Origin of the sequence: Nonomuraea sp. NPDC049141 (assembly GCF_040648415.1) — a bacterium.
GTDB lineage: Bacteria > Actinomycetota > Actinomycetes > Streptosporangiales > Streptosporangiaceae > Nonomuraea.
In genome coordinates this window covers 133,972-154,090 of the sequence record NZ_JBEZDR010000015.1, presented here as the reverse complement: position 1 = coordinate 154,090, position 20,119 = coordinate 133,972, and the positions used below count along the sequence as shown (strand labels likewise).

Annotated in this window: 22 protein-coding genes; 11 read left to right on the top strand and 11 right to left on the bottom strand. The window is 70.1% G+C overall.

The genetic code is table 11. The features are described from left to right. Positions 1-21 precede the first annotated feature (21 nt). Genes AB0B91_RS39185 through AB0B91_RS39170 form a run of 4 tightly spaced genes read left to right on the top strand, consistent with a single transcriptional unit; the run spans position 22 to position 3,712 of the window. Entirely contained in the window at positions 22-939 is a 918-nt protein-coding gene (locus AB0B91_RS39185; protein WP_358331047.1) for a sugar ABC transporter permease, read from the top strand. Between the two features lie 7 nt (positions 940-946). Then, positions 947-1,771 carry a carbohydrate ABC transporter permease gene (locus tag AB0B91_RS39180; RefSeq protein ID WP_358331044.1) on the top strand — a complete coding sequence of 275 codons (825 nt, stop codon included), beginning with the start codon at positions 947-949 and terminating at the stop codon, positions 1,769-1,771. A 31-nt stretch (positions 1,772-1,802) separates the two neighbouring features. Then, positions 1,803-2,582 carry a ThuA domain-containing protein gene (locus AB0B91_RS39175; RefSeq protein WP_358331041.1) on the top strand — a complete coding sequence of 260 codons (780 nt, stop codon included), beginning with the start codon at positions 1,803-1,805 and terminating at the stop codon, positions 2,580-2,582. Continuing rightward, the gene (locus tag AB0B91_RS39170) at positions 2,579-3,712 is read left to right on the top strand and encodes a Gfo/Idh/MocA family oxidoreductase (protein ID WP_358331038.1); all 1,134 of its coding nucleotides are present in this window, start codon (positions 2,579-2,581) and stop codon (positions 3,710-3,712) included. The genes AB0B91_RS39175 and AB0B91_RS39170 overlap by 4 nt, the downstream gene beginning before the upstream one ends. A 12-nt stretch (positions 3,713-3,724) precedes the next feature. Here AB0B91_RS39170 and AB0B91_RS39165 read toward each other — a convergent pair whose 3' ends face one another. Then, entirely contained in the window at positions 3,725-4,066 is a 342-nt protein-coding gene (locus AB0B91_RS39165) for a hypothetical protein (protein WP_214642774.1), read from the bottom strand. 133 nt (positions 4,067-4,199) lie between these two features. Here AB0B91_RS39165 and AB0B91_RS39160 point away from each other — a divergent pair, with 133 nt between their 5' ends. Together AB0B91_RS39160 and AB0B91_RS39155 are read left to right on the top strand one after the other, a co-directional pair. Then, a complete protein-coding gene (locus AB0B91_RS39160) occupies positions 4,200-4,793 on the top strand; it encodes a DUF1707 and DUF4870 domain-containing protein (protein WP_358331035.1) in 594 nt (197 codons plus the stop codon). 93 nt (positions 4,794-4,886) lie between these two features. Then, complete coding sequence (locus AB0B91_RS39155; protein WP_358331032.1) at positions 4,887-5,219, top strand: putative quinol monooxygenase; 333 nt, start codon at positions 4,887-4,889, stop codon at positions 5,217-5,219. On the opposite strand, the gene AB0B91_RS39150 is transcribed toward AB0B91_RS39155, so the two are convergent. The 3 genes from AB0B91_RS39150 to AB0B91_RS39140 are packed head-to-tail and all read right to left on the bottom strand — an operon-like array spanning position 5,168 to position 7,037. After that, complete coding sequence (locus AB0B91_RS39150; protein ID WP_358331030.1) at positions 5,168-5,722, bottom strand: hypothetical protein; 555 nt, start codon at positions 5,720-5,722, stop codon at positions 5,168-5,170. The two genes, AB0B91_RS39155 and AB0B91_RS39150, sit on opposite strands and share 52 nt — an antisense overlap. Before the next feature lie 54 nt (positions 5,723-5,776). Then, positions 5,777-6,610: an NmrA family NAD(P)-binding protein gene (locus tag AB0B91_RS39145; RefSeq protein WP_358331027.1), complete on the bottom strand. Its 834-nt coding sequence runs from the start codon at positions 6,608-6,610 to the stop codon at positions 5,777-5,779. Positions 6,611-6,632: 22 nt separating this feature from the next. Further along, positions 6,633-7,037 (bottom strand): hypothetical protein, encoded by a 405-nt coding sequence (locus AB0B91_RS39140; protein WP_358331024.1) that lies wholly within the window; start codon positions 7,035-7,037, stop codon positions 6,633-6,635. A 132-nt stretch (positions 7,038-7,169) separates the two neighbouring features. Here AB0B91_RS39140 and AB0B91_RS39135 point away from each other — a divergent pair, with 132 nt between their 5' ends. Next, the gene (locus AB0B91_RS39135; protein WP_358331021.1) at positions 7,170-9,038 is read left to right on the top strand and encodes a histidine kinase; all 1,869 of its coding nucleotides are present in this window, start codon (positions 7,170-7,172) and stop codon (positions 9,036-9,038) included. Here the strand turns inward: AB0B91_RS39135 and AB0B91_RS39130 are convergent. From AB0B91_RS39130 to AB0B91_RS39110, 5 genes are all read right to left on the bottom strand, one after another. Beyond that, positions 8,964-9,584 (bottom strand): response regulator transcription factor, encoded by a 621-nt coding sequence (locus AB0B91_RS39130; protein ID WP_358331018.1) that lies wholly within the window; start codon positions 9,582-9,584, stop codon positions 8,964-8,966. The genes AB0B91_RS39135 and AB0B91_RS39130 overlap by 75 nt on opposite strands. Positions 9,585-9,739: 155 nt before the next feature. Then, positions 9,740-11,050, bottom strand: a complete 1,311-nt coding sequence (locus AB0B91_RS39125; RefSeq protein WP_358331015.1) for an MFS transporter — start codon at positions 11,048-11,050, stop codon at positions 9,740-9,742. Positions 11,051-11,207: 157 nt separating this feature from the next. Then, entirely contained in the window at positions 11,208-11,891 is a 684-nt protein-coding gene (locus AB0B91_RS39120; RefSeq protein ID WP_358331012.1) for a septal ring lytic transglycosylase RlpA family protein, read from the bottom strand. A 315-nt stretch (positions 11,892-12,206) separates the two neighbouring features. Further along, positions 12,207-13,733, bottom strand: a complete 1,527-nt coding sequence (locus AB0B91_RS39115; RefSeq protein WP_358331009.1) for an ATP-dependent DNA ligase — start codon at positions 13,731-13,733, stop codon at positions 12,207-12,209. Between the two features lie 111 nt (positions 13,734-13,844). After that, complete coding sequence (locus AB0B91_RS39110) at positions 13,845-14,219, bottom strand: FKBP-type peptidyl-prolyl cis-trans isomerase (RefSeq protein ID WP_358331006.1); 375 nt, start codon at positions 14,217-14,219, stop codon at positions 13,845-13,847. A 75-nt stretch (positions 14,220-14,294) separates the two neighbouring features. On the opposite strand from AB0B91_RS39110, the gene AB0B91_RS39105 reads away from it, so the two are divergent. Further along, positions 14,295-15,050: an SDR family oxidoreductase gene (locus AB0B91_RS39105; protein WP_358331003.1), complete on the top strand. Its 756-nt coding sequence runs from the start codon at positions 14,295-14,297 to the stop codon at positions 15,048-15,050. A gap of 30 nt (positions 15,051-15,080) precedes the next feature. Here the strand turns inward: AB0B91_RS39105 and AB0B91_RS39100 are convergent, their stop codons facing one another. Next, the gene (locus AB0B91_RS39100; RefSeq protein WP_358331000.1) at positions 15,081-16,520 is read right to left on the bottom strand and encodes a GuaB1 family IMP dehydrogenase-related protein; all 1,440 of its coding nucleotides are present in this window, start codon (positions 16,518-16,520) and stop codon (positions 15,081-15,083) included. Positions 16,521-16,613: 93 nt separating this feature from the next. Here AB0B91_RS39100 and AB0B91_RS39095 point away from each other — a divergent pair, with 93 nt between their 5' ends. Continuing rightward, positions 16,614-17,069 carry a GyrI-like domain-containing protein gene (locus AB0B91_RS39095; RefSeq protein WP_358330997.1) on the top strand — a complete coding sequence of 152 codons (456 nt, stop codon included), beginning with the start codon at positions 16,614-16,616 and terminating at the stop codon, positions 17,067-17,069. A gap of 42 nt (positions 17,070-17,111) precedes the next feature. On the opposite strand, the gene AB0B91_RS39090 is transcribed toward AB0B91_RS39095, so the two are convergent. Beyond that, a complete protein-coding gene (locus AB0B91_RS39090) occupies positions 17,112-17,636 on the bottom strand; it encodes a TetR/AcrR family transcriptional regulator (RefSeq protein ID WP_358330995.1) in 525 nt (174 codons plus the stop codon). A 90-nt stretch (positions 17,637-17,726) separates the two neighbouring features. Here AB0B91_RS39090 and AB0B91_RS39085 point away from each other — a divergent pair, with 90 nt between their 5' ends. Then, complete coding sequence (locus AB0B91_RS39085; RefSeq protein ID WP_358330992.1) at positions 17,727-18,944, top strand: FAD-dependent monooxygenase; 1,218 nt, start codon at positions 17,727-17,729, stop codon at positions 18,942-18,944. A gap of 35 nt (positions 18,945-18,979) precedes the next feature. Beyond that, a complete protein-coding gene (locus AB0B91_RS39080; protein WP_358330989.1) occupies positions 18,980-20,113 on the top strand; it encodes a glycosyltransferase in 1,134 nt (377 codons plus the stop codon). Positions 20,114-20,119 lie beyond the last annotated feature (6 nt).

The following is a 20,119-nucleotide window of genomic DNA, read 5'->3' as shown; positions in this document are numbered from 1 at the left end:
ACAAGTCCACCGCCGGCGACCGTGGCGGTAGCCGGACCCCGCTTCTGGCAGTCGCACCGCTTCCAGAACCGTGCCGCGCAGGTGCTGTTCCTGGCTCCGGCCGTGATCTACATGGTGGCGTTCTTCGGCTACCCGATCGTCAAGAACTTCGTGATGGCCTTCCAGGAGTACTCGACGAGCACCTTCTACACCGGCGAGGCGCCGTGGGTCGGGTTCGCCAACTACGCCGCGGTGGTGTCGTCCCCGGTGTTCGGCAAGGCCATGCTGAACACCGTCCTGTTCACCGCCGGCTCTATCGCCGCGCAGTTCGTCATCGGGCTGGCCCTGGCGATGTTCTTCCGGCGCCGCTTCCCGCTCAACGGTGTGCTCCGGTCGTTGCTGCTGCTGCCGTGGCTGATCCCGCTGATCGCCTCCGGCGCGGTCTGGCGGTGGATCCTCGACAAGGACAACGGCGCGCTCAACCGGTTCCTGGCCGCCGTCGGGGTGGCCAGCGACCACCCCGGCTGGCTGACCAGCACCTCACTGGCCCTGGTGGCGGTGATCATGGTGAACATCTGGATCGGCATCCCGTTCAACCTGACCATCCTGTACGGCGGGCTCCAGGACATCCCGGAGGACCTGTACGAGGCGGCCGCGCTGGACGGGGCGGGCGGCTGGCAGCGCTTCCGGTATGTGACCTGGCCGTTGCTGCGCCCGGTCGTGAGCGTCGTGCTGGTGCTCGGCGTGGTCTACACGATCAAGGTGCTGGACGTGATCCTGGCGCTGACCGGCGGCGGCCCGGCCAATGCCAGCCAGACCATCGCGACGCAGTCGTACCACCTGTCGTTCCAGCAGTTCGACTTCGGTCAGGGTGCCGCGCTCGGCAACATCCTGATCGCGATCTCCCTGGTGTTCGCCATCTTCTACCTGCGCGCCAACCGGCGTGCCGTGGACGAGTGAGGCCGTCATGACCACCACCACAAGGCGCACCCGGGCCGGCTGGGGCAGCACCGTCGTCGGGATCGTCATCCTCGCCGTGCTGCTGTTCCCGATCTACTGGATGGTCAACGTCTCGCTGCAGCCGGGCGGCTCGGCGGTCGGCACCCCGTGGCTGCCGTTGGACTTCAGCTTCGACGGCTACGCCACCGCGCTCGGCCAGCAGGGCCGCAACCTGGTCACGAGCCTGGTCGTCGCCCTCGGTTCGGTCGTGTTCAGCCTGGTGATCGCGATGCCGGCGGCGTACGCCCTGGCGAAGTTCAAGGTCCGCTTCGCGGGCGCGTTCCTCTTCGGGATCCTGATCTCGCAGATGATCCCGGGAATCGTCATCGCGAACGCGCTCTACACCGCCTACAACGACCTGGGACTGCTCAACTCGATCCCGGGCCTGATCCTCGCCGACTCGACCGCGGGCATCCCGTTCGCGATCCTGATCGTCCGCGCGTTCATGATCAATATCCCGCCGGCAGTCCTGGAGGCCGGCCGGGTCGACGGGGCCGGCCACGTCCGGACGTTCATCTCCATCGTGCTGCCGATGAGCCGCAACGCGCTCATCACCGCGGCCCTGTTCACCTTTCTCTTCTCATGGGCGGACTTCCTGTTCGCCCTCACGCTCACCACGACCGAGGACGTGCGCCCGGTGACGCTCGGGCTCTACACCTACATCGGGACGTACGTGAACGACTGGAGCTCGGTCATGGCCACCGCCGTGCTCGCCTCCGTCCCGGCCATCGTCCTGCTCGTCGTCGCCCAGCGATACGTCGCCGCGGGCACGACGGCCGGCGCCGTCAAGTGAATCCAGCAACCCCCTGCAGAAAAGGTTCGACATGACAAACGGAACTGCCGGCCCGCTGCGTGTGACGGTGTGGGGTGAGAACCGCCACGAGCAGATCGAGGAGCACGTGGCGAAGATCTATCCGAACGGCATGCACACGACGATCGCGGAGGGCATCGAGGAGAACCTCGGTGACGACTGCGTCGTCCGGACGGCGACCCTCGACGACCCGGAGCACGGCCTGACCGAGGAGGTGCTGGCCGGCACCGACGTGCTCACCTGGTGGGGTCACGCGGCGCACGACGAGGTCGCCGACGAGGTCGTCGAGCGCGTCCACCGGCATGTGCTGTCCGGGATGGGACTCGTCGTGCTGCACTCCGGGCACTGGTCGAAGATCTTCACCAAGCTGATGGGTACGAGTTGCACCTTGCGCTGGCGCGACGAGCACGACCGTGAGCTCATCTGGACGGTCGACCCCACACATCCCATCGCCAAGGGCGTGCCGCACCCGCTGATCATCGAAGAGGACGAGATGTACGGGGAGTTCTTCGACATCCCGGCACCGGACGAGCTCGTGTTCGTCAGCTCGTTCACCGGCGGGGAGGTGTTCCGCAGCGGCTGTACGTTCCGCCGCGGCCACGGCAAGATCTTCTACTTCCGGCCGGGGGACCAGGCGTACCCCACCTACCATCACAAGGACGTGCGCCGGGTCATCGCGAACGGCGTCGCCTGGGCCCGCACCGACCGGCCGGAACGGAGCCATCCCGTGCTCCTGCGGTACGCGACCGGGGAGTTCTTCCAGGGCCAGGGCTACACGGGGCCGCTCCAGTGAGCTTCCGGACGATCCCCTCCAGCCCGGCGGATCCGCTCCGGGTGGTCATCGCCGGCGCCGGCAGCATGGGCCGGGCCTGGCTGGCCACCGTCGCCGACTCGCCCGAGGTGGCGCTCAGCGGCATCGCCGACCTGGACGTGGCGCTGGCCCGCGCGTCGGCCGACGACGCCGGCCTGCCGGATCTCCCGGTCGGCACCGACGCCGTCGCCCTCGCCCGGCAGACCGGCGCCCAGGCGCTGATCAACGTGACCATCCCCGAGGCGCACCACCCGGTGACCACCGCGGCGTTGTTCGCCGGCCTGCCGGTGCTCGGCGAGAAACCGGTCGCGGAGAACGTGAGCCGGGCCCTGTCCATGGCCGCCGCGGCCGAGGTCACCGGCGAACTGTTCATGGTCAGCCAGTCCCGCCGCTGGAACCCGCAGCTCGCCACGCTGCGGGGGATGACCGAGCGGCTCGGCGCGATCGGGACGGTGAGCACGGCGTTCTTCCGGTCCGAGCGGTTCGGTGGGTTTCGCGATCTGATGGCGTATCCGCTGCTCGTCGACATGGCGATCCACGCCTTCGACTCGGCGCGTTTCCTGCTCGGGGCCGAGCCGGTGACGGCGTACTGCCAGTCGTACAACCCGCCCTGGAGCTGGTACGCGGGGGACGCCAACGCGACCGTGGTGTTCGAGATGGAGGGCGGCACCCGGTACGTCTACAACGGCAGCTGGTGCAGTCCCGGCGACATCACCTCGTGGAACGGGACCTGGCGGATCAGCGGCGAGAAGGGCACCGCGCTCTGGGACGGCGACCACGAGCCGGTCCTCGACGCCGAGGTGCCGGCCGGTGAACCGGCCGGCTCGCCGTACTCCGGGATCGCCGGCGCTCTGCAGGTGTTCGTGCGGGCGCTCCGGACCGGGGAGCCGCCGTCCGGCGAGGTGCACGAGAACGTGATGAGCCTGGCGATGGTGGAGACGGCGGTGCGGTCCGCGACGAGCGGCCGGCCCGAGCGCCTGGACGACGTGCTCGAGCGGGCCCACGCGCAGGCGGTGCAGGAGGAGACCCGGGCGGACGTCCGGAACGCTCTCGCCGGATGGACCTCGGTGCGGGACGTGCTGGCCGGCGCTGAGCGGGTGGAGACGCGATGACGTCGGCGACGGTTACAGATTCTCCTCGCGTCGCCGTCGTTCGTTGTAAGCCCGCATCCGTGGCGGGTAGCCCATGATCTGGACGTCGTACACCGGCAGGGCAAGGTCTCGGGCGACCTTGTGGATCACGGCGGGGGAGCCGACCCGGCGGCGGGTCCACTCGCCGTCGTCGGCCACGGCGACGGCCGTGGTGTCCGTCGCGAAGGTCTCCGGCTCGACGAAGAACTCGACGCCTCGCCGGGATTTGGCGAAGGCGATGAGCGCTTCGATATCGGCGTCAGTGGCTTCCCGGTCGAACTTCGCGATTTTGGAACCGCGCAGCCGCCGAATGCCGTAGCGGTCTCGCCATCTCATGAGTCCTTTTTATACCGTCAAACGGCCGCGCGCGTCGGGGTGATCTAGGGGACACATCGGGGATTCTCCGGATGGCCACGATGACGTGGGGCCCTTCAGTATGGAGGGTGACTGCCCGATTCTAAGGAGAGGCATGGCTGTTATGGCTGGGGTACCCACACCCCCGGGCCCGGGACAGGTGCCGCCCGCTCATCTGCGCGTCACCAACCAGGACCGTGAGCACGTGGTCGAGCACGTCCAGGCCGCGTACGCGGAGGGCCGGTTCGACAAGTTTGAGTTCGACGACCGGTTGGAGCGCGCGATGACGGCGCGCACGCACGGTGATCTGATGCCCATCATGGCGGAGCTGTACGGCGTGAGCGCCGTCCCCCGGATCCGGCCGATGCCCGCGCCGGTTCGGCGCGAGGCGCCGACGGAGAGCAACGAACGGCTCGGGGCTTCGGCGGCTCATCTGCTGACGCTGGTGGGGTTCCCGATCGTCGGGCCGTTGATCCTGCTGCTGACGGGCGGCAAGACCTCACCGTACATCCGACGGCACGCGATGGAGGCGCTGAACTTCCAGCTCACCGTGGTGGGGGCGACATTCCTGTTGCCGTTCACCCTGATCGGGGTGGTGCTCATCCCGGTCATCTGGGTGGCGGCGGTTGTTCTGTCCATCGCCGGTGGTATTTCGGCGCTCTCGGAGAATCCATTCCGCTATCCGATGACGGTGCGCCTGGTGAAGTGACGCATAAGCCGTCGGCTGATGTCAAAGCATGCTTGACATCAGCCGACTGAGGTTGGCCTCGACCTGAAGGCGGCCCACCGGAAGAATGGCCTCATGATCTTCATCACCGCGAAGTTCCGCGTCCTGTCCGAGCACGCCGACCGGTTCCCCGAGATCGCGGCCGAATTCACCCAGGCGACCCGCGACGAGCCTGGCTGCCTGTGGTTCGACTGGTCGCGCAGTCTGGCGGATGCGACCGAGTACGTGCTGGTCGAGGCGTTCCGCGATGGCGAGGCCGGGGCGGCGCACGTCCAGTCGGAGCACTTCAGGAAGGCCCAGCAGATCCTTCCTCAGTACCTCGCCGAGACGCCGCGCATCGTGAACGCGATCGTGCCTCAGGACGACTGGTCCCTCCTTGGCGAGATGACCGTGCCCGAACGGGACTGACCGCCGAAGCGCTGCACCCTCAGGTAGCGCTGGTGCTGGTAGCGGAAGAACGCGGTCAGGCCGGCGGCGGCGGTGAGGAGCCCGACGGCCAGGGCGGCCGGCAGGTGGTGGTCCGTCATGAGGTAGTAGGTCAGCAGGGCGAGGCAGACGCCGGAACGCGCCGCCTCAGGGTCGAGCTTGCGGTAGTAGCCGCGGATGCGAGCGATGCTGCTCAGGTACGACACGTTCTGCACCCCGGTGTCGACGAGCCGTGCCGTGGTGAACACGCCCAGCACGAAGACCGTCGGCAACGCGGCGGCGGCGAACGGCAGCAGCAGACCGGGCGTCTGCGAGGCGAACCCCAGCGCGATCAGACTGCTGGACAACGCCGACAGGTACAGCGACGAACGCCCGAGCGCCTCGCTGACCGTCGTACTGGCCGCCGACTGCAGCACGAAGTGCTCGGTCACGATCGCCGACATGAGCGGCGCCGACGGTCCCGCGTCACGGCTCTCCGCCTCCATGCCCGCTCCTTTCGCCGACCGCTCCTTTCGCCGACCGCTCCTTTCCACCCGTCTTCAGCGGAAGGCCTCGGCGTGTGCCTCGGCCCACTGTTCGAAGGTGCGGGGTGGGTGTCCGGTCACCTCTCGCACGGTCGGCAGGACCTGTGACTCATCGAGCGTGCCGTCGGCGTAGAAGCTGAAGAAGGCGTCGACGTACTCGACCGGCATGCTCGCCTCCATCTGAGCACGGGCCTCCTCATTCGGGAGCGCCTCGCAGCGCAGGTCCCTGCCCAGCACCTTGGCCAGCACGGCGATCTGGTCCGCGGGCAGCAGCGAGTCCGGGCCGGTCAGCTCGTAGATCCGGCCCTCATGCCCGTCGCCGGTCAGCGCCAGGGCCGCGACGGCCGCGATGTCGGCGGGGTCGATGGCGGCGGCCGCCACCCCGGCGAACGGTACGCGTACCAGATCACCGGCCCGGAGTTGCGGCAGCCAGCGCAGCGCGTTGGACATGAACGCCCGGGGCCGCAGGAACGTCCAGGGCACACCCGACTCCCGCGCGGCGCGCTCGGACAGGGCCATGAAGCGGGAGATCGCATTGTTCATGTCCGCTTGCGCGGCCGAGCCGCTCGTCAGCAGCACGACCCGCTGCACTCCGGCCCGGCGTATGTAGGCCAGCAGTCCGGGCATGTCCGCATATCCCGGCAGCAGGAACACGCCCCGCACGCCGACCAGGGCATCGGCCAGGCTGTCGGGCTGGTTCAGGTCGCCGGTGACGGGCTCAACGCCGGCGGGCAGTGTGGCGGCCTGCGGGTCGCGTAGCAGCGCGCGTACCTGCTGCCCGGACTGGGTCAGAGCGGTCACCAAGGACGAGCCGATATTGCCGGTGGCACCGGTCACTAAGATCATCATGTCTCCCATCAACTCGCGAAATCTATGCGGCACCGATGAGGCCGAGGGCCAGGGTGATCAGCGCGACGCCGAGGAGCAGGCCCCCGACGCGTGTGAGCATCGTGCCGGATGAGCGGGCGCCCTGCTCGCCGACGGCCAGATGCAGGAAGAACCCACCGGACTGCGCCAGCACCCCCGCCAGCAGGACCCCGCCGGCCAGCCACTCCAGACCGATGGAGAAACCGGCGCGGGGCAGGTAGAGCAGGTAGACCAGGGACAGCAGCAGCAACACCCCGGCGTGCGCGTGGCCGGCCCGGAAGAACCGCTCGCGGAACTCGCCCAGCTTCTCGTGATCGGTGGTGATGAAGCGCAGCAGCGCATGCCCGCCGAACTCGACCGTGACCAGCGACACGATCGCGATGACCGGCAGAATCTCGGTGGGTGCCATCAGCTTGGATTCCCTACTTTTGTATGGCCTGGGTGCTTTCCCAGGCAAAGGGTGACAGTGGCCGGGAAGGCGCCGATAGTGTCCCTGTAACCAGGCGGATATGCATTTTGCACGGTTCATTGGGAGAGCTGAGTGGCGCGGACCGCTGACGACCTCCCGCTGCGGCTCGCCGGCGGCATGTTGTGGGCGTCGTTCGGCATCCTGTTCTACATCCGCACGATGAGCGGGGTGTGGCGCGAGGTCGCCCCGCTCGCGTTGCTGCTGACGATGGCGTCGTATCCGCCGCTGATCGCGATCCTGGCGCGGCGCTGGCGCCCGGCCGTCCGGTATGGGCTGCTGTCGGCGCTGGTGCTGCTCTACCTGCTGCCCTTCCTCGTGGTCGGGCCGGAGTGGGACTGGATGCCGTGGACGGTGGCGGCCGGCGTGCTGTGCGTGCTCCCGGCGCGGCCGGCGTGGCCGCTGTTCGTCCTTGTCCTGGCCGCCACCGGCGCGGCGGCCGCCCTGCTCGGGTACGGGGTCTACGACTCGATCTGGTTCATGATCGTCACGGCGGACGACGGTCTCATCGTGTTCAGCCTGGCCGCGCTCGTCGGGACGGCGCGCCGGCTGCACGACACCCGGGGAGAACTGGCCCGGCTGGCGCTGGTCAGGGAACGCCTGCGGCTGGACGGCGAGCTGCGGAACGTCCTGGGCGGGAAACTGCGGGCGATCGCGTTCCGGATGCGGAAAGCGGTCCGGGAAGAGCCGGTGGACGCCCGGCACGACATCCGCGAGGGCGTCGGGCTCGCCCGGCGGACCTTGGCGGAGGTGCGCGCGACCGCCGGCGCCTACCGTGCCACCACGATCGCCGAGCCCCCTGCGCGGATCGACTCACCACGGTTGGCGCGGTTCGTCCTGCTCGCGGTACTGCTCATCCAGTGCGTGCTCGTGATGATCAACCTCTACTACGTGGACGAGGCCGGTCCGACGACGCTGGCCTGGGCGCTGCTCGGGCTCATCGGGATCGTGATCCTGCAGGTCCTGCCGCAGAACCGGGCCGCGTTCGTGGTGCAGGCCCTGCTGTTCCTGCTTCCGCTCGCGGTCATCCCCGGCTCCTGGGATCGTGTGCTGAGCTTCTTCACCGGCAAGGTCCTGCTCACCGTACGACCGCCTCGATCGTGGGGGATCGCCGGTGTCGTCCTGGCCGGGCACCTGGCCTGGCTCCTGTACGAGGCCGCCACGCGCGGCTATCCCCTCTCGAACGTGCTGGCCACCTTCGGTGGTCATGTCATGCTCGCGTGGCTGGTGTACAGCCTGGGGCGCCTCACCGGGCTGATCACCGTACTGGACCGGGCCCGGCACGAGCTCGCCCAGGCCGCGGTCCGGCGAGAACGGACCCGGGTCGCGCGCGACCTGCACGACGTACTCGGTTTCAGCCTGTCGGCGGTCGCGCTCAAGGGCGAGCTGGCCGAACGGCTGTTGGAGACGGACCCCGACCGGGCCAGGACCGAGCTCGCCGCGCTCGTGGCGCTGGTCGAACGGGCGCTGGTGGAGCTGGAGTCCATCGCCGGCGACCGGGTCGAACTGCGGCTCGCGGCCGAGCTCGACACGGCGCTTGAGGTGCTGACGGCCGCCGGGATCGAGGCGGCGGCACAGGTCGAGACGGGCCCTCTGCCGGCCGAGGTCGATACGGCGGTGGCCACCGCGCTCCGCGAGACCATCACCAACGTCCTGCGGCACAGCCAGGCCCGTACCTGCGAGATGACCATCTCCGGCACTGACGAGCTCGTACGGTTGCGCGTCGTCAACGACGGCGCCATGTCCGGATCGCCCACGGAGGCGGGCCGGCACGGGTCCGGGCTCGGCAGTCTCGCGCAGCGCACCGGCGGGCGGTTGGCGGCGGTGCGTCACCCCGGCGGAAGGTTCGAGGTGGTCGCCGAGTTCGGTTCAGATCCAGCCGGACTCGGTGGCGATCCGGATGGCGTCCACCCGGTTGCGGGCTCCCAGCTTGGTGACGGCTGAGGCGAGGTAGTTACGGATCGTGCCGTAGGTCAGGAAGAGCCGCTCGGCGATCTCGGCGGGCTGGGCCCCGCTCGCCGACAGGCGCAGCACCTCGGTCTCCCGCTGAGAGAGCGGGCTCTCCGGCGCCTCCAACGCCCCCAGGGCCAGAGCCGGGTCCACCACCCGTCCACCGGCGGCGACGGTCCTGATCGCCGCGGCCAGCTCGGCCGGACGGATGTCTTTCGGGACGAACCCAGCGACCTGCACACCGAGTGCCCTGCGCAGGGTGCCCGGCTTGGCCAGCGCCGTCAAGATCAGGACGCGGCAGTCGGGCAGCAGCTCGCGTAGCTCGGCAGCCGCCGAGATGCCATCCAACCCCGGCAGGTCGATGTCGATCACGGCCACGTCGGGCCGGTGCTCCAGCGCGGCAGGCACGATCTCCAGGCCCGAGGCGACCCCCGCGACCACCATGAGGTCGGTCTCGAGCGACAGCAGCTCGACCAGCGCTTCGCGAAGGATGTGCATGTCCTCCGCGAGCAGAATCCGCACGACGCCGTTCGCGGGCACGGCTACTCGAACCCGCCCGCGAGCGCCTGCGGGATCGTCACTGACGCATCAGACCTGGTCAGGATGCTCCCTTGGCGTCGGCGACGAGTCCCGGGGACTCCTCGGGGCGGCGACGGGCGTCACAGGTACGCCCGTACGCCACCCTATAGCGGGCCTCACCGATCGGATTCGCCAGGTGGTTTGGGCAGGCGGAGTGCGTACAGGAGCCACACCAGGGCGAAGCCGACGGCGAGTACGCCGAGCAGGCGCGTGGCCCCCGTCATGCCCAACGCGACGGTCAGCGGAGCCACCGCCAGTGACGACACCCCTTGCAACCCCGACGACAGCCCGAACGCCGTGACCATCACGCGCCCGCGGATGTGGTCGGGGCTGGCCAGTTGCAGCCCGTTGATGGCCAGGATCGCGCACGCGCCCACCCCGAGATGACCGGCCATGGCGGCGGGTATGCCCGACCACAGGCTGCCGGCCTGGGCCAGGGCGAGGTAGCCCAGCCCGAACACGGCGAGAGCGCCGCCCGGCACGAGCAGCCGTCGCCGCGACGACGGCCCGGTCAGCGGCGACGTGCCGGTCAGCGGTGACGTGTCGATGGGCGGCGGCGACGTGCCGATCAGTCGCCGGCCCAGGAACGGCCCGAGCACGGAGCCGATGCCCTGCGCCAGGTAGAGGACGCCGATTCCGGCGTCGGTGGCGCCGAACCGTTCGAGTGCGTAGACGGGCAGGAGACCGACGATGCCGTAACACAGGCGCAGCGCCGCCGTCAGCCAGAGCAGGGCCGACACGGTGGGGGTGTCACGGATGAAGCGCCACAGCTCGGAAGTGTCGGTACGTACGCGCATGCGGCGGGTCACCGGGGCGGTGGAGAACGGGCGGCGGATGCGGGCGATGAGGACGGCGGACGCGGCGAAGGAGGCGGCGTCGATCAGCAGGGTGGCCGTGCTGCCCCAGGCGGCCGTGACCAGGCCGCCGAGCCCCGCGCCGAGCAGCAGGCTGGAGGAGTAGAGGCTGCCGAGCGTGGCCTGGGCGATGGGCAGCCGGTCGGGGGCGACGAGGTTGGGGAGGACGACCTCGGGGATCGGGCTCGACACCGCGGCCGACACCGACAGCACGGCCAGCGAGACCAGCGCCAAGGGGACCGATCCCAGGTGGAAGGCGGCGAGCAGACCCGCCAGGGGGACGATGGCGGCGAGGTCGCAGGCGATGCGCAGGCGGCGGCGGTCCAGGCGGTCGGTCAGCGAGCCGATGAGCGGCATCAGCAGGATGCCGGGCAGCGATTCGACGGCGAACAGCAGAGCCGTCAGCGCGGCCGAGCCGGTGCGGTGGTAGACGAAGGCGTTCAGGGCGACGAAGGTGAACCAGTCGCCGGTCAGGCTGAGGGCCGAGGCGAGGAAGAGCCGGCGGAAGTCGGGGTTGCCGCGCAGCAGGTCGAGCAGCGCGACTCCGGGCAGGCGGGAAGGAACGGATGACACCTGGTGACTCCAAGCAGCCGAGCCGTCCGACCGGGAAGGCCGGACGGGCGAAGGGGGATCGCTTCGCGGGATGCCCGGCGGGTCGAGCGCCGGGCGGCTGCTGATCAGTCACACAGGTGTTGCATGGGTGGAGGTTAACGCACCGCGGGTCTCGGCGTCAGGAGCGGCCCAGGACCTCGTACTTGACCCGCATGACACCGGCGCCCGTGTTGCCGATGGCGGAGAAGGCGGCTGACGAGAGGTCGAGGCAGCGACCGCCCACGTAAGGGCCGCGGTCGTTGATGCGGACCGTGACCGAATCGCCGTTCGCCGGGTTGGTGACGCGGACCCTGCTGCCCAGCGGGAGCGTCTTGTGCGCGGCGGTCATGGCGGACGGGTCGAAGCGTTCGCCGCTGGCGGTCATCTGCCCTTCGTCGTAGTAGGAGGCGCCGCAGGTGCCCGAACTGATCACGCGGGTCTTCGGCTTGGCGGCCTCGGTCTTCGCCTTGCGGACCGGCACGGTCTTCGCCTCGTCGGCCGGCTTGGTCTTCGGCTGGGCCGCTGCGGCCTTGGGGAGGGCAGTGGTTTTGGGTTCGGACGGCTTGGGGGTCGCCGACTTGGTGCTGAGCTTGTTCGGCTGGGGGGTCTTCGACGGGGTGTCGGACCTCGTGTACGTGGGGGACGGCGCGACATCGAGTGCCGCGGTGGTCTTGGGGGCGTCGTCGTTGGCGACGGCGGCCCAGGCGGTGGTCGAGGCGGCGGCTACGACGGCCGCGCCGGCCGCGACGGTGACCCAACGGCGCTTGGTCGGAGCCTGACGCTCCGGGTTCGGACGGCTCGGCTTGGCGGAGTGCTGGCCCAAGGTAACCACAGTCCTAGCTAGGGGACAGGACAGGGAAAGGCCAGGTCGGGGGCTGATCGGGGGTGCGCGTCGGCCAATCCCACACGCAGGGCGGGTGCCCCGCGAACGTGGACGAACATATGCGACAAACAGCGAGTAAAGACAACTTAATGGGACGTTCAGTGACATATCTCACTTTGGTCACAAGTTTGCCAGGACGCTGAGCGTACGCCGGGGATCTTGGGACATCCGGAGAACGCGGACTGTGTCACCTTGGGGGTAGGTTGACGGCACTTTGGGGCATGCCGAACTGACCGGTCGTGCCAGAAGCCGTGCTCAGAACATGAGCGAGCGGACCGTCTCCACCGTGTCGGCGTCCGCCGCCCGCTTGTCGGGCCGGTAGCGCAGCACCCGCGCGAACCGCAGCGCCATCCCCCCGGGGTAGCGCGGCGACCGCTGCACCCCGTCGAACGCGATCTCCACGACCAGCTCGGGACGGAGCTTGACCGTCCACTCGTCGGCGGGCCCCTCGGCCAGCTCAAGGAAGCGTTCGGTCTGCCAGGCGAGCAGCTCGTCGGTCAGGCCCTTGAACGTCTTGCCCAGCATCACGAACCCGCCGCTCTCCGGGTCACGGGCGCCGAGGTGCAGGTTGGACAGCTTGCCTTCGCGGCGGCCGTGGCCCCATTCGGCCGCGAGCACGACGAGATCGAGCGTGTGACGCGGCTTGACCTTGATCCACCCAGCCCCCCGGCGGCCGGCCGCGTAGGGGGAGGTCAGCGACTTGACGACCAGACCCTCGTGGCCGGCCTTGATCACGTCGGTGAAGTACTTCTCCGCCTCCGAGACGTCACCCGTGACGATCCGCGGCGTGAGCAGACCGGGTGTGACGGTCTCGGCGAGGAGCTCCTGGCGCAGGGAGTAGGGCAGGTCGAGCAGGTCGGTCCCGTTCACCCGCAGCGCGTCGAAGAAGAACACGCTCAGCGGCGTCCGCTCCCGCAGCCGCGGCACGTCGGTCTTGCTCGTCGCCCGGCTCGCCGTCACCTGGAACGGGTGCGGCCGCCCGTCGGGCCGCAGCGCGATCACCTCGCCGTCGAGCACGAGGTCGTCGGAGGCCAGGCCGAGCACGGCCTCCACGAGCTCGGGCACCTGGGCGGTGATGTCGTCGAGCGTGCGGGTGAACACCCGGACCTGGTCGCCGGAGCGGTGCGCCTGCACGCGTACGCCGTCGAGCTTCCACTCCAGCGCGGCCGGTGCGCCCGCCTTCTCCAGCGCGGCGGCGACGTTGGGCGCGCTGCCGGCGAGCATCGGCGAGACCGCCCGGCCCACCTCCAGCTTGACCGCGCGCAGAGCCTCAACCCCGCCGGCCAGCGCCGCCGCGCCCACGGCCGGCAGCCAGCCGCGCAGCGTCAGCGCCCGCCGCACGTCGGCGGACGGCGCGCCCGACGCCTTGGCGATCGCCTCGATCATCACCCCGTCGAGGGCGCCCTGACGCAGCTCGCCGCCGAGCAGCCTGAGCATGAACGCCTGCTCCTGGGTGGTCAGCCCGGCGAACAGCTGGGTGACCAGCGTCTTGCGCGCCGCCTGCGAACCCTGGCCGGAGACCGACTTGATCCTCGACAGCAGCGCGTCGACGTCGGTGAGGGTGGCGGTGGCGGCCAGCTTGGCGGGGGGCAGGTCCTGAAGGGTCCGCCAGCCCACGCCCACCTGGCGCTGCGGCAGCTCACCCGACAGGTAGGAGATGGCGATCTCCGCCTCATCGGCGCCGACCCTGCCGAGCAGCTCCGCCAGATGGCCGATCTTGCCGAGCCGGGCCGACGTGCGTGTCACCGCCTCAGAAACCCGCACCACGTCGATCAACAGCACATGCCCTATGTTGCCGTACTTCGCCGACAATTCCGCCGCGCTTAGACCAGCATTTTGTCCGGTGTTGGGCCCCCGAAGGGGCGGGGCGGGCCTGGGGCCCGCCCCGGCGTGTTAACGGACGGCCAGGAGGTCGACCACGAAGATGAGCGTCTCATTCGGCTTGATGCGGGCGCCGGCGCCGCGGCTGCCATAGCCGAGGTGCGGCGGGATGACCAGCTTGCGGCGGCCGCCCACCTTCATGCCGGCCACGCCCTGGTCCCAGCCGGCGATGACGCGCCCGCCACCGAGCGGGAACTCGAACGCGTTGCCGCTGTTCCACGACGCGTCGAACTCCTCGCCGGTCGAGAACGCGACGCCCACGTAGTGGACGCTGACGCTCTGGCCGGGCTTGGCCTCGGGGCCGTCACCCACGACGATGTCGGTGATCTCCAGGTCGGCGGGCGGGTTGCCCCCGGGGAAGTCGATTTCCGGCTTCTCGAGTGCCACGAATTACTCCTGTTGAGAATTGGCGATCAGGAATGAACCCGACGACTCTATGCGGTCGGGATAAGGTCAGCGTTCATGGCCGCCCTTTCTCCTGATGCGATCCTGCTCACCGGGCGCGTCGCCGTGATCACCGGGGCGGCCCGGGGGATCGGGCGGGCGATCGCGGAGACGTTCGCGGCATTCGGGGCTCTGGTCGCGATCTGCGACCGGGACCAGCCCCCATACGGCGGCGAGTTCGCCATGACGCTGGACGTGCGGGATCCGGTCGCCGTCGAGGTGTTCGCCCAGGCCGTGCGGGAGCGGTGGGGGCGGGTGGACGTGCTGGTGAACAACGCGGGCGGGACGTTCCACGCCGCGTTCGCCGACACGACGGTCCGCGGCGAGCGGACCCTGATCGAGGAGAACTTCACGCAGGTCACCGGCATGATCCGGCGGCTGCTGCCGATGATGGGAGCCGGGGCGTCGATCATCAACGTGACCTCCAGCGAAGCGCATCAGGCGGCGCCGGGGTTCGCGGTCTACGCCGCGATGAAGGCGGGGGTGGAGAGCCTGACGAAGTCGCTCGCGCTGGAGTTCGCGCCCCTGGGCATCAGGGTGAACGCGATCGCGCCCGACGGGCTGCCCACCGACGGCGAGGCCGAGGTGCGGGAGCGGATGGTGGACGGGCCGTTCGAGCCGGTACGGCTGCCGCCGCTCGGGCACCTCGGGGAGCCGGCCGACGCGGCGGGCGCGGCGGTGTTCCTGGCCAGCGATCTGGCCAGGTTCGTGACCGGCACGACGGTGCACGTCGACGGCGGGATCCACGCGGCGGGCGGCTGGCGCCGCACCTGAGGCTCCGCGCTACGCACCTGAGGCTTCGCGCTACCAGCTCTGGTGGAGCGGCATGCCCTCGGTGTAGCCGGAGGCGCTCTGGATGCCGACCACGGCGCGCTCGTGGAGCTCCTCCAGGTTCGTCGCCCCCGCGTACGTGCACGACGACCGCAACCCGGCCACGATCGCGTCGATCTGGTCCTCCACGCTCGGCCGCCGCGGATCCAGGTACATGCGCGAGGTCGAGATCCCCTCCTCGAACAGCGACTTCCTGGCCCGGTCGAACGCGCTGTCCTCCGCCGTGCGCAGCCGCACGGCCCGCGCCGACGCCATGCCGAAGTTCTCCTTGTACCTGCGCCCGTCGGCGTCGGTGCGCGCGTCGCCGGGAGACTCGTACGTCCCGGCGAACCAGGAGCCGATCATCACGTTCGCCGCGCCCGCCGCCAGGGCGAGAGCCACGTCACGCGGGTGCCGGACGCCACCGTCGGCCCACACGTGCCGGCCGAGCCGGCGCGCCTCCGCCGAGCATTCGAGCACGGCCGAGAACTGCGGCCGCCCCACCCCGGTCATCATCCGCGTCGTGCACATGGCGCCGGGGCCGACGCCCACCTTGAGGATGTCCGCGCCCGCGTCCACCAGGTCGCGCACGCCCTCGGCGGTCACCACGTTGCCCGCCGCCACCGGCACGCCCGGGTCGAGCGCCCGGACCGCGCGCAGGGCGGAGACCATCTTCTCCTGGTGCCCGTGCGCGGTGTCGACCACCAGGCAGTCGATCCCGGCATCGAGCAGCTCCTTGGCCTTGGCCGCGACGTCGCCGTTCACGCCGACGGCGGCCGCGATGCGCAGCCGGCCGGCGGCGTCGAGCGCGGGCTGGTAGAGCGTGGCGCGCAGGGCGCCCGTGCGGGTCAGGATGCCGACCAGGCGGCCCTCGGCGTCGACGATGGGCGCCAGGCGGTGGCGGCCCCCGTGCAGCCGGTCGAAGGCCGCGCGCGGCTCCAGCCCGGCCGGCAGCGTCAGCAGCTCGCTCGACATCACCTGCGACAGCTGCGTGTACATGTCGACGCCCTGGCAGTCGGCCTCGGTCACCACGCCGACCGGCTGGTTGTCCCAGTCGACGACGATGACCGCGCCGTGGGCGCGCTTGGGCAGCAGCTGCATGGCCTCGCCGACGGTGTCGTGCGGGGTCAGCGTGAGCGGCGTGTCGTGGACCAGGTCGCGCTTCTTGACCCAGTCGACGACTTCCGCCACGACGTCGATGGGAATGTCCTGCGGGATCACCGTGATGCCGCCTCGGCGGGCGATGGTCTCGGCCATGCGCCGGCCGGCGACCGCGGTCATGTTGGCCACGACGATGGGGATGGTGGTGCCCGTGCCGTCGTTGGTCGAGAGGTCGACCGCGAGCCGGGAGCCGACCGAGGAACGCGACGGGACCATGAACACGTCGCTGTACGTCAAGTCGTATTGCGGCGCGAGGCCGTTAAGGAACTTCACGTTCGTCCATCTTATGCGCTGACTCCCTAACGAGGGGTTTCCCCTGTCTCGTGGCCATATGATCGGCCAGGAAACTTAGGGGGTGGAGGGCCTGTGGAGGTCACTGAGAGAAACGAGCTGACCGTCGTCGGTATCGCCGTACGCACGTCGAACGCCGACGAGATCGACCCCGCCAGGGCGAAGCTGCCCGTGCTGTGGCAACGAGCGGGCGCCCCCGGGGCGTTCGCGCACGTCCCGGGACGCGTCGACGAGAACCTTTATGCGGTCCTGACCGATTACGAGAGCGACCAGCACGGCGCCTACACGCAGATCGTCGGCATCGGCGTCCGGACGGTGCCCAGACTGCCCGAGGGCATGGTCGCCGTACGCGTGCCCGCGGGCACGGCCCTGCGAGTGGAGGCGCGCGGCCAGATGCCGCAGGCGATCGTCGAGGCCTGGCAGCAGGTGTGGAAGCACAGCGAGTCGGGCGGTACGCCCCCACGGGCGTTCACGACGGACCTTGAGGTGCACCACCCCGGTGGCGCCGACCTCTATGTCGCCGTTTACTAGCCGTTTCCCGAGCCCGAGCCCGATCGGGCTCGGGTCATGGGCTCACAGGCCGAGCGCGGCCGCGGCGGCTTCGACCGCCGCCGGTTTGACCTCGTCGAGGGGCAGGTGGGCGTACTCCACCGAACAGTCGGACATCCCGCCGATCGCCACGGTCGCGTGGATGTGCCGGGCGGGGGCGGGGTCCGGGCCGAGCAGCAGCGTGATGAGCCGCCGCCGCCAGTCGAACATGCGCTGACCCAGGTCGAGATAGCCCAGCATGGACATCTCCCGCACGATCATGACGGTGATGTCGCGGTGCCGCCAGATCATGTCGAAGTAGTCCTCGAGCAGCTCGCGCGCGTCACCGGACTCGCGCGTGGCCACGAACCGCTCCATGTCCTCGACCAGCGGCTGGATGATGCTGCTGACCAGCTCGTCGCGTGAGGCGAAGTGGTAGTAGAGGGCGGGCTTGGTGATGCCCAGCCGGTCGGAGATCTGCCGCAGGCTGGTGTTCTGCACTCCCTGCTCGACGAACAACTCGCGCGCCACCGCCTGGATGCGCGCCTTGGTGTCACTGGGCCTCGCCATGGTCCAAGCCTATCCCTTACCTATCGTTAAGTAAGCCCTTGCGGCTGTCGTTGCGCTGGCTTACCATCCGTTAAGTAAGGAGGTGCCACCATGCAGATCCTGATCTCCGGCGCGAGCGTCGCCGGACCTGCCCTGGCGTACTGGCTCAACAGGTACGGCTTCGACGTCACCGTCGTGGAGCGCGCCCCGTCGCTCCGCAAGACGGGCGGGCACGCGATCGACCTGTTCAGGCCCGCGATGGACATCGTCGAGAAGATGGGCCTGATCGACCCGATCATGGCCAGGAAGACCGGCACGAACTGGCTCACCATGTACCGGGAGGGCGCGGAGGGGGCCGTGGAGGTCGACCTGCGGCGGGTGTTCACGGCCGTGTCGGACCGGCACGTCGAGATCATGCGCGACGACCTCAGCGAGATCTTCTACGACGCCACCCGCGACGACGTCGAGTACGTCTTCGACGACTCCATCACCGCCATCGGCGAGGACGGCACGGTGACGTTCGAGCGCGGCGCGGACCGGCGGTTCGACCTGGTCGTCGGCGCCGACGGGCTGCACTCGAACGTGCGCGGCCTGGTCTTCGGCCCGGAATCAGGCTTCGCCACCTGGATCGGCGCCTACCTGGCCGTCTTCTCGGTGCCCAACTACCTCGGCCTCGACGGCCGCATGGAGGGACTGTCCGGCCTCGGGCGGGTGGCCGGGATGTACGGCGCGGCGCACCTGGCAGACGCGCGGGCGTTGTTCCTGTTCAGGACGCCGGAGCAGCTCCAGTACCACCACCGCGACGTCGCCCGGCAGAAGGAGCTGCTGCGCGAGCGGTTCGCGGGCGTGGGCTGGGAGGTCCCCCGGCTCATGGCGGAGCTCGACCGCACCCCGGCCTTCTACTTCGACTCCATCACCCAGCTCCGCCTGGACACCTGGTCGCGCGGCCGGGTGACGCTGGTCGGCGACGCGGGCTACTGCCCGGGGCCGGCCGTGGGCGGCAGCACCAGCCTGGCCGTCGTCGGGGCGTACATCCTGGCCGGCGAGCTGGCCGCCGCGCACGGTGACCACGAGCGCGCCTTCCCCGCCTACGAGGCCGAGATCGGCGAGTACGTACGGCGCAGCCGCGCGTTCGCGGTCGGGGCGGCCAAGCGGATCGTGCCCGGCACCCGGTTCGACCTGTGGGCCCTCACCCAGGCGGCGCGGCTGATCGGCCACGTGCCGGTCGCGGTGAGCAAGGCCGCGGCCAAGCTCGGCAGCAAGGGCATACGGCTGCACGACTCGATCGCGTTGAAGGACTACTCGGCGTACGAGAGCGTGCGCCAGTAGATATCCGGCGGGAAGCCACGAATAGACTGCGCGCCGTGCGTGCCGCCTATTTCGCCTTCGACCGGTTCCCTTCGAGCAAGGGGTCGGCGGTGCACATCGGGCAGATGGCGGCCGAACTGTTCGACCGGTTCGGCGGCGGGCTGCTGGGGGTGCTGGGCGGGGGCGGGCTGCCGCGCTACCAGCGAGAGGGTGACGTCGAGATCGCCAGGTTCGATGAGCAGATCCCCAACCTGATCGACCGGGCAGAGGCGTACTCGCACTGGGTCGCCCGCCATCTCGCGCCGCACCTGGACACGCTGGAGCTGGTCCACGTGCGTGACCCGTGGAGCGCGCTGCCGGTGCTCGGGCACCGGCACAAGGTGGTGTACGAGGTGAACGGGCTGCCGTCCATCGAGTTGGCGCACACCTGGCCACAGACGGCCCCCGCCACGGTGGCCAAGTTGCGGCGGCTGGAGGCGCACTGCCTGGAACAGGCGGACGCCGTTGTCGTGCCATCGAGCGTCATCGGCGACGCCATCCGCACAATGGGGATAAATCCGGAAAAGGTGTTCCTCGTACCGAACGCCGCCGACCCTGTCGCCGGTGCGTCGTCGGTGCCGCGCGCCAGGCCGCCTGGCGCGCCGGAGCACTACATCATCTATGTGGGCGCCCTCCAGCGCTGGCAGGGCGTGGACGTGCTGCTGCGTGCCTTCGCCAGGCTCGCCGACCTGACCGACCTGCGCCTGGTCGTCTGCTCCTCCGTCCCGGAACGCCGCGCCAAACCCCTCCAACGCCTCGCCGACCGCCTGGGCGTGGCCGAGCGGATCATGTGGCGGTTCACGCTGCCCCACGACGAGGTGGCCGGCTGGCTGGCCGGCGCGGCGGTGTCCGCCGCCCCGCTCACCGCCTGCCCGCGCAACCTCGACCAGGGCTGCGCCCCGCTCAAGATCCTGGAGTCGATGGCCGCCGGCACGCCGGTCGTCGCCTCCGACCTGCCGGCCGTACGGGAGATCCTGGGGGAGGACGGCCGGTTGGTCGCGCCCGACCGGCCCGCCGAGCTGGCCCGCGCGATCCGGATCCTCCTGGAGTACCCCGGACAAGCGCGGGCGATGGCGGCGCGGGCCAGTGGCAGGGTGCCCACCTGGGCCGATTCCCGGGCAAAGCTCGCCGAGGTCTACAACCGTGTGTAATGCTTC

What these genes read in the sequence shown, in the direction of transcription:
- AB0B91_RS39105 (WP_358331003.1), top strand. Translation starts at nt 14,295, where the DNA reads ATGGCCGCCCTTTCTCCTGATGCGATCCTGCTCACCGGGCGCGTCGCC.
- AB0B91_RS39150 (WP_358331030.1), bottom strand. Translation starts at nt 5,722, where the DNA reads ATGGAGGCGGAGAGCCGTGACGCGGGACCGTCGGCGCCGCTCATGTCG.
- AB0B91_RS39140 (WP_358331024.1), bottom strand. Translation starts at nt 7,037, where the DNA reads ATGGCACCCACCGAGATTCTGCCGGTCATCGCGATCGTGTCGCTGGTC.
- AB0B91_RS39165 (WP_214642774.1), bottom strand. Translation starts at nt 4,066, where the DNA reads ATGAGATGGCGAGACCGCTACGGCATTCGGCGGCTGCGCGGTTCCAAA.
- AB0B91_RS39090 (WP_358330995.1), bottom strand. Translation starts at nt 17,636, where the DNA reads ATGGCGAGGCCCAGTGACACCAAGGCGCGCATCCAGGCGGTGGCGCGC.
- AB0B91_RS39155 (WP_358331032.1), top strand. Translation starts at nt 4,887, where the DNA reads ATGATCTTCATCACCGCGAAGTTCCGCGTCCTGTCCGAGCACGCCGAC.
- AB0B91_RS39175 (WP_358331041.1), top strand. Translation starts at nt 1,803, where the DNA reads ATGACAAACGGAACTGCCGGCCCGCTGCGTGTGACGGTGTGGGGTGAG.
- AB0B91_RS39085 (WP_358330992.1), top strand. Translation starts at nt 17,727, where the DNA reads ATGCAGATCCTGATCTCCGGCGCGAGCGTCGCCGGACCTGCCCTGGCG.
- AB0B91_RS39160 (WP_358331035.1), top strand. Translation starts at nt 4,200, where the DNA reads ATGGCTGTTATGGCTGGGGTACCCACACCCCCGGGCCCGGGACAGGTG.
- AB0B91_RS39180 (WP_358331044.1), top strand. Translation starts at nt 947, where the DNA reads ATGACCACCACCACAAGGCGCACCCGGGCCGGCTGGGGCAGCACCGTC.
- AB0B91_RS39145 (WP_358331027.1), bottom strand. Translation starts at nt 6,610, where the DNA reads ATGATGATCTTAGTGACCGGTGCCACCGGCAATATCGGCTCGTCCTTG.